The sequence below is a fragment of the Actinospineispora eucalypti genome (assembly GCF_039543365.1).
Lineage (GTDB): Bacteria > Actinomycetota > Actinomycetes > Mycobacteriales > Pseudonocardiaceae > Pseudonocardia > Pseudonocardia eucalypti.
In genome coordinates this window covers 20,284-28,125 of sequence record NZ_BAABJP010000022.1, presented here as the reverse complement: position 1 = coordinate 28,125, position 7,842 = coordinate 20,284, and the positions used below count along the sequence as shown (strand labels likewise).

Here is a 7,842-nt window from a genome sequence, read left to right as displayed (position 1 = left end):
AGCCATTCGGCCAGGCAGCCAGTGGGCCGGAATGTTGCTGGCCTGAGCCGGTCGCGTCAAGAGGGAGCGAGGCGGGGGCAGGTGCTGTGTCAGGTCTCGCGAGCGGTTCACCGCGCCCCGGCCAACGCCGCAGTGGACGAACAGGCAATCGCGAGTTCGGATCCCGAGTTCTCAGTCGGGCATCCGGGTCCCAGAGAATTCACATCTGGCGCTCCTAGGGTGACCCGGCCGCGTGACCAACACGCGCGGTGAGTCGAAGGGTGGCGCGGTGAATCTGCTGCAGGCTGTGGCGCTGGGCGTGGTGGAGGGGCTGACGGAGTTCCTGCCGGTGTCCTCGACCGGGCATCTGACGATCGCCGAAAAGTTGCTGGGCTTGCGGGTGGATCGCATTATGTAGTGTTTCTACTGTAGCTGTTCTACTTGAGTGCGGGGTTGTGACGGTAGCGTGCGCGGAGGAACGAGTGGATGCGCTCGGTGCTCGCCCTCGAATGGGTCCGCCCAGCGGGTACGCGTCGCGCCGGCGGACAGGCCGCTGGCTGGAGGAATCGCACTCGGTGACCGTGCCGCGTCCGCTCACCGTGGTGACCGACCACATCGCGGACTTCGCTCACGTCGCCGCTGCGCTTCCCGCCGTGCTCGTCTGTGCCCGGCTCGATACTGGCGTGCCCCGGGTCGGCTCGCGCTGGCGGGTTCGGATCGGCGGCTTTCGGCTCCCGGGAGAGCTCGAGTGCACGTTGACGCGGCGGCGGCCACATTGGGTCACCTTCACCGCCAGCCGCGCCGGCGCGGCCTTCACGCTCGACTACGCCTGTGTCGACCTTGACCATTCCACCGAGGTGCACGCCTCGTTGCAGTATGAGGAGGCGCGTGGGCCGGCCGGGTGCGGTCGCTGGTTGATCGCCAGGCCCCTGGGGGCCGCGGTCCGTGCCGCGACTAGTGAGCTCGTCACCTGGTCGATCGATCAGTGAGCTGAGGGGTTGGACCGGTCGCTGAGCGCACTCGCCGCGGACCAGATCGGCTCGGAGCGTAACGACGGGCGGTGGCCGCGGAATCGGTGCTAGGCGGCCAGCGGGGTGCACCCCCGTCCTCGCGGGGTGCGTCGGCCGGTATTCGCGGGTGATCTCGCCGCACGACCGGGTTGTTTCTCATCGGCTTCACATCAACGGGTTCCTACGGTGACCAACCGCGCCGGTCGGTGTGATCGGTTTCGTCGCCTCGGGTTGTCGCGGGGCCTGACTGATGGGAGAGCGATGTCCTCTTCGAAGCATTCGCGGAGAGGTATGGAAGTCCCCAGGCACGCTGCGGGGTATGTGATGCGGAAGCTGCCGCATGTCACCGTGTTGTTCTGGGTGCTGAAAACCATCGCGGTCACGTTGGGTGAGACCGCGGGAGATTTGTTCGGTATCGACCTCCAGCTCGGCTACGCCACCACCGCGATCGTCTTCATGGTGTTCTTCTGCGTGGTGGTGACCCTGCAGGTGCGCGCGGACCGGTTTCACGCGGGCCTGTTCTGGGCGGTGGTGTTGTCGACCAGCACGGTGGGCACCGAGATCTCGGACTTCATGAACCGGGGGTTCGGCCACGCCAGCGATGACGGCGGCGGCATCGGCTACACCTGGGGCGGGATCATCCTCGCCACCATGTTGGCGGCCGTGTTCGTGGTGTGGTGGCGCACCGGGCAGACCTACGACGTGGAGAACATCGCCACCCGCAAGGGCGAGATCCTGTACTGGGTGGCGATCCTGATCTCCAACACCCTGGGCACCTCGAGTGGTGACGTGTTGGCCCATGACACCCCGCTGGGGTTCCGGGGCGCGTTCTTCGTGATCGCCGGGATCATGGTGCTGCTGGTGGCCGCGCACTATCTGACCCCGATCAACGGCACGGTGCTGTTTTGGGTCGCGTTCGTGCTGACCCGCCCGCTGGGCGCAGCCGGCGGTGACTACCTGGTCAAACCGGTCGACGAGGACGGCCTGGGTTGGGGCACCTTGTGGGGTTCGGTCGCCCTGCTGGCCGCGCTGGTCGGGTTCGTCGTGTTCCAGACCGTTCAGCTGCGTCGTGATCCGCTCGAGCCGCTGCCCGCTCCCCGTAACCGCTTGACCGGCGAGCCGGAACGAGCCAACGGCGCGCTGGTGTCGCTGAGTGGCTGAAAGGGGGACACCGGGTGGGGTGGGACCTGGCCCCGATCGGGTCTCACCCCACCACCAGCGTCGCGGGCAGCCAGATCGTGGCGACCGCGCCACCGGAGGGGCGGTTGTCGATGTGGGCGCTGCCGCCGTGCGCCTCGCTGATGGCGCGCACGATCGACAGGCCCAACCCGGTCCCTCCGGTATCGCGGGAACGGGCGTGTTCGGGACGCTGGAACCGCTCGAACGCGATGGGCAGGAAGTCCGGAGGCAGCCCGGGACCTTGGTCGGTGACCTCGATGGCGACGGCGCCGTCCGGGCGGCGGGCGGCGGCCAGAGCGACCGGGGTGGTGGGCGGGCTGTGCCCGATGGCATTGTCGAGCAGGTTGTTGACCGCCTGCAGCAGCCGGTCGGCGTCGGCGGTGATGCGCAGGTCGGCTGGGCATTCGACGGTGACCGGGGGCTGGTGGTCGCGGGCGTTGCCCCGGCGGGCGGCGGTGCGCAACAGCTGGTCGAGTTGGACCGGGGTCGGGCGCAGGATGGGTTGGTGGTTGTCCACCCTGGCCAGCAGCAACAGGTCCTCGGCCAGTCGGATCAGCCGTTCGGTCTCCTGGCTGGCTTCGGCGATGGCCTGGCGCAGCTGGGTGGCGTCGCGGTTGGGGCGGGCGGCCAGCTCGAGCTCGGTGCGCAGGATGGCCAGCGGGGTGCGTAGTTCGTGGCCGGCGTCGGCAACGAACCGCCGTTCGCGTTCCAGCGCGTCGTGCAACCGGTCCAGCAGCTCGTTGATGGTCGTGCCCAGCGCGGCGATCTCGTCTCGGGTGCCCGGTACGGCCAGGCGCCGCTCGGGGTCGTGGGCACTGATCGCGGCGGTCTGTTGACGCATGCGTTCGACCGGGCGCAGCGCCGCGGCGGCGAGCAGCCACGCGGCCAGCCCGGCCAATCCGACCGCTATGGGCCCCAGGATGAGGAACGCGGCGCGCACGCGTTCGACGGCGTCATCGGCGATGTCGGTGCCGGCGCCGACTACCACGAGCACCCGGGCACCGTCCGCCGGCGCGGTGGCGGCGAGGATCCGGGTGCGGCGGCTGTCGATCGTGGTGGTGAACACGGTCTGTCCGGCCAGCGCCTGTTGGCGCCGCGCCGGGGAGAGGTCGAATCCGGCGGCGCTGGCGTTGCTGGCCAGCACGGCGCCGTCCACGGTCTGGACCTGGGTGAGCTGCGCGCCCGAGACGAGTACCGGCGGCGCGGTGCCGGCGGCCAGCTGCTGGGTCAGCGCGGACAGCCGGGCGAGCAGCTCGTTGTCCGTGGTGTCGTCGAGGTTGTCGCGCAGCTGGTGCAGGAACAGCACCGCCGTCACCGCGATCGCGAGCGCGGTCGCGACCGCGAACAGCGCGGTCAGCCGAAGTTTCAGTGGCATCTGGTCGGCATCCGGGTCGGCGGGGTCAGGGACGCCCGCCGGATCGTTCGAGCCCTCGTTCGCGCACGGGTTGCTCGCGGAGCCGGTATCCGGCGCCGCGCACGGTCTCCAGTTGCCGCAGCTGGAACGGTCGGTCGATCTTGCGGCGTAGGTAGAGCACGTACTGGTCGACCACGTTGGAGGTGCCGTCGTAGGCGTAGTCCCACACGTGTTCCAGGATCCGGGTACGCGAGAGCACCTGTCCGGGGTGGGTCAGGAACAGCCGCAGCAGCGCGAACTCCTTGGTCGAGAGCTCCAGCTCCGCGTCCCCGCGCCACGCGCGGCGGGTCGCCGGGTCCAGCCGCAGGTCCGCCGCGCTCAATTCGGTGGGGCGCTCGACCGCGCCGCGGCGGATCAGCGCCCGCACCCGCGCGGACAGTTCGTCGAAGGAGAAGGGTTTGACCAGGTAGTCGTCGGCCCCGACGTCCAGGCCGGCGACCCGGTCGCTGATCGCGTCGCGCGCGGTGAGCATCAGTACCGGTACCCACCGCCGCTGTTGCCGCAGCTGTTGGCAGAGCTCGATGCCGCTGATGCCGGGCAGCATCACGTCCAGTAACGCCGCGTCGTAGCCGAACTCACACGCGTGCCACAACCCGTCGGGTCCGGTGGCGGCCACGTCGACGGCGTAGCCCTCCTCCTCCAGGCCGCGCTTGAGCAGCGCCGCCATCCGGGGCTCGTCCTCGACCACCAACACACGCATGCGGCCAGCGTAAAGAGGGCGGATGAGAACCGGATGAGAACCAGATGCGCCGGCTCGGCACGGCCAGCCAGCCTCATCATCATCACATCTTCGACAGACGAGCATCCGGTGTCATGACGACACCAGCGCCGCACCCGATGGCGGAATCGCTCGACGACGCGGTGGCGCGACCCCGACCAGGCCGGGAAATGACCGCTTCGGTTCGTGGCGCGATCCGGGGCGCTCTGCTCACGATGTCCAGGCAGGCCCACATCTTGCTCGGCGGTCTCGCCCCCGGCCCGTGGCCGGTCACGCGATCTATCAGGCTGCCACGAGAGGTAAGCGGATCAATGGGCGAGGAAGCGGGCCTGCCGAACCGTGTGATCGACGGGAGGTACCTGTGCTGGAGGCTCACCCTCGCCACCCGGCCCGTGACCAGCGGCCGGTATCGAGCACGCCCTGGCCAGTACACGGGCACCCCACCGGCCACGACCTTCCTGCGGGCCGCCACCCGGCCGGCTTCCCGCGGGGTCGCCACGATCCACCCCCAGGTGCGCGACGCCCTCGCCAAGATGATCACCTGCTGGATCGGGCACCCGAATCACTACACCGACCCGGCCCTCGCGCTCGCCACCGTTCTGCGCCCGCACCAGCCACCGGGGCCCGCGCTGGACCGGCGGCGTGGATCATGAGCCTGACTGGACTCGACACGACGCTGTTTCTGGCCATCAACAACTTCGCGCGCGCCACGCCCTGGCTGCAACCCCTCGTCCGCGCCTACGCGGTCTACGGCGTGGCGCTGTTCGCCGTGCTCCTGCTGGCCGGCTGGTGGTCCGCGCGTACCGACTCCTCGCGCACGCCGCCTCGGGGCACCCCGTTACCGGCGTTGCCCGGTAGACCACGGGCCACGGCGCGGATGGCGGCGGCGCTGTGGGCGCCACTCGGGGTGCTGGTGGCGGTGGGAGCCAACCAACCGCTCGTGGCGCTGGTCGGCGAACCTCGCCCCGCCGCCTTGTATACCAACCTGCTGTTGCTTGTCCCCGCTAGTTCGGATCCCGCGTTGCCCAGCGATCACGCCGTCATGGCCGGAGCGAGCGCGGCCGGGTTGTTCCTGGTCAGTCGCCGCCTGGGCTGGTGGACGAGTGGGGCGGCGGTGGTGATGGCGTTCGCCCGGGTCTGTGTCGGCGCGCACCAGCCGTGGGATGTGATCTCCGGCCTCGGCTTCGGGGCGGTGATCAGCCCGCTCGGCTACGTGCTCTCCCGCCGGGTGCTGGCCTGGGCTGTCCAGGTCGCCGCGACCATGCGGCCGCGGCCACTGGTGACCACCGAACCACTCTTGGGCGTGACGGCTGCTCCGGTCAGGACCGGGGCCGTGACCGGCGAAGACCTCTGCCGGAGCGGACCCGACCGGGAAACGTGGACGGGGCCGGGCCGATCACCCGCATAGGTAGCATCGCTACAGTAGGAACTCTACGTTCGTGGCTGGTGGCTAGTGAAGGGAAGCCCGATGGACGCTGGCGCGCCGCCCCCGTGCGTGCCGATGGAGCCCGTCGACACGTCGTCTGGATCCGCGCGGAGGGTGCTGACGGGCGTGGTATCGGTCGAGACGCTTACCGAGCTTGAGCCTTGGCGGCGTGCGGTGTGGGATCGCTGGGCGGGCCAGTTCGCCGGCGGGGATGTCCGCAGCTGTCCGGGTGGGCGACGTTGCGGGCTCAGGTGGGGTACCGGCCGCTGTACCTGCTGGCCTACCAGGACGGGCAGTTGCTGGGGGGCGCGCAGCTGTTGTTGCGCGGGCTGCCGTTGGTGGGCACGGTCGCCTACCTGCCCTACGGGCCGCTGATCACCCACGGCCCGGGCCGCGACACGGCCCGAGTGGCGCTGTGCGAGGCCTTGCGCGGGCTGCGACGGCGGGGCGTGCGCGCGCTGCTGGTCCAGCCTCCGCCCGGGGCCGAAGACGTCAGCGACGAGCTGTTCGAACTGGGGTTCCGCGAGTCCGACGTGGGCATCGCGCCCACGGCCACCCTGCGTATCGGGCTCGACCGCGACGAGGCCGAACTGCGAGCCCGGTTGAGCCGGCGGCTGCGCACCTGGACCCGCCAGTGGGAAAGCCGCGGTGTGCGAGTCCGCATCGGCGGACCGGCTGACATCGCCGCGTTGGCCGAGTTGTCCGCGCGGACCGCCGCGTATCAAGGCTTCACCAGCTTCCCTGCCTCCTACCTGCGGTTGCTGTATGAGGTGCTCGAACCGGGCGGGCGCGCCGTGCTGCTCGTCGCGGAGATCGGTGGTCGGCCCGTGGCGGCCGAGCTGTTCACCGGCTGCGGGGGCGTGTTGAAGTCCCGCATCACCGGGCTGGACCGCGAGCACCCCGAAGTGGCCCGGTTGCACACGTCGGCCGCGGTGATCTGGGCCGCGATCCGCTGGGCACGAGTGCGCGGCTACGACTGGTTCGACTTCGGCGGCCTGCACCAGGACACGGCAACCCGGTTTGCTGTCCGGAGAACCCTTCGACCGCACGAGCCTGCCCGGGCCGGACCAGTTCAAGCTCGGCTTCGGCGGCCAGACCTACCGCTACCCGCCGGCGGTCGAGCTCATCACGCCCGCGCCGGCGCGGCACGCCTACGACCTCGCCCGCCACAACCGCCACGGTCAACGCCTGGTCGCCCTCGCCAAGACCGCGCTGCGCAACGGGCCACCCACAACACTCCCCACTCACATCGGGCCGTGACCGGCGCCCTCACCAGCACCGTCATCTGCCGCCCGGCCGCCACCCTCGCGTTGGTGCCGCCTCGGTCGCGGCCAGCGCGCGGGCCAGGGTGCTCAGGGTGAGTTGGTGACCCGCGACGTAGCACAGGATCCCGGCCGCGTCCACGCCCACCGCGGAGCGCTATCGCCGAGGAACACGAGAATCGTCAGCGGAAGGTCGCCTCAGACGCTGGAGCGAGGCATGCAACGCCGTCGCGGTCACGGAGCGCTCCATCCGCCGGAGACCCGGGAGGCAACCGGCGATCCTCGCCGGCGCAACCGCTCTCGTCACCCTCAGCGTCCGTGCGCCCACATTCCGACCGTGCCACGACCGGAAACGATCTCGTGTGAGCGGAGTGGGCCGCACCACCCGACAGCGGGCACCCCGGATCGCGGACCTGCAGGTATGCGGCACAGACCAAGGTGACCACCGACAACAGCAGTGCGAGACGCCGCCACTGCGACCCAGCGCTCACGATGTGCCCAGCTCGCGTCGCCACGGCCGCTGTCGTTGACGATCCCGAAGCTCCGCTCGACGGCCCGCGCGCCCCAGCCATCGTCTCGCCGCCCGTGGGGCGAAACGAGATCCGCGATCGTGCCTGGGTCCTCCAGCGCGGTGTGGTCTGCTCAGCCGGCCAACCCGTGCTGGGGTGCCTATCGAGTCCTCCTCCTGGCCCGCGCGGTTCGTCCTGGCTGAGAAAGCATCACATCCAAATATGTAGATATTCTACTGTAGTGGTCCGACATTCAGGTGGGCTGCCTGCGCGGGCGGGAACGCGGGATGAGAGCGTGGACCATGAACGCGATCACCGAGTACGCCGACGGTGACGAGCCCCGAC

The 7,842-nt window shown here is 70.1% G+C and carries 8 protein-coding genes; 6 read left to right on the top strand and 2 right to left on the bottom strand.

Annotated features, from left to right (window positions below; genetic code table 11):
* Positions 1-232 precede the first annotated feature (232 nt).
* The 3 genes from ABEB12_RS22285 to ABEB12_RS22275 all read left to right on the top strand — a co-directional run bounded on the left by ABEB12_RS22285 (position 233) and on the right by ABEB12_RS22275 (position 2,150).
* Positions 233-397 (top strand): undecaprenyl-diphosphate phosphatase, encoded by a 165-nt coding sequence (locus ABEB12_RS22285; protein ID WP_345703042.1) that lies wholly within the window; start codon positions 233-235, stop codon positions 395-397.
* A gap of 157 nt (positions 398-554) precedes the next feature.
* Positions 555-968, top strand: a complete 414-nt coding sequence (locus ABEB12_RS22280) for an SRPBCC family protein (RefSeq protein WP_185066032.1) — start codon at positions 555-557, stop codon at positions 966-968.
* Between the two features lie 345 nt (positions 969-1,313).
* Complete coding sequence (locus tag ABEB12_RS22275) at positions 1,314-2,150, top strand: COG4705 family protein (RefSeq protein WP_221498816.1); 837 nt, start codon at positions 1,314-1,316, stop codon at positions 2,148-2,150.
* A gap of 43 nt (positions 2,151-2,193) precedes the next feature.
* Here the strand turns inward: ABEB12_RS22275 and ABEB12_RS22270 are convergent, their stop codons facing one another.
* Positions 2,194-3,543 carry an ATP-binding protein gene (locus ABEB12_RS22270; protein ID WP_185066034.1) on the bottom strand — a complete coding sequence of 450 codons (1,350 nt, stop codon included), beginning with the start codon at positions 3,541-3,543 and terminating at the stop codon, positions 2,194-2,196.
* 25 nt (positions 3,544-3,568) lie between these two features.
* Positions 3,569-4,282 (bottom strand): response regulator, encoded by a 714-nt coding sequence (locus ABEB12_RS22265; RefSeq protein ID WP_185066035.1) that lies wholly within the window; start codon positions 4,280-4,282, stop codon positions 3,569-3,571.
* Positions 4,283-4,611: 329 nt separating this feature from the next.
* Between ABEB12_RS22265 and ABEB12_RS22260 the strand changes: the two genes are divergently transcribed.
* The 3 genes from ABEB12_RS22260 to ABEB12_RS22250 all read left to right on the top strand — a co-directional run bounded on the left by ABEB12_RS22260 (position 4,612) and on the right by ABEB12_RS22250 (position 7,087).
* Entirely contained in the window at positions 4,612-4,953 is a 342-nt protein-coding gene (locus ABEB12_RS22260) for a hypothetical protein (RefSeq protein ID WP_185066036.1), read from the top strand.
* Positions 4,950-5,708, top strand: coding sequence for a phosphatase PAP2 family protein (locus ABEB12_RS22255; protein WP_185066037.1), 759 nt, complete (start codon positions 4,950-4,952; stop codon positions 5,706-5,708). Before ABEB12_RS22260 ends, ABEB12_RS22255 begins: the two co-directional genes overlap by 4 nt.
* Before the next feature lie 257 nt (positions 5,709-5,965).
* Positions 5,966-7,087 (top strand): GNAT family N-acetyltransferase, encoded by a 1,122-nt coding sequence (locus tag ABEB12_RS22250; RefSeq protein WP_185066038.1) that lies wholly within the window; start codon positions 5,966-5,968, stop codon positions 7,085-7,087.
* Positions 7,088-7,842: the final 755 nt, after the last annotated feature.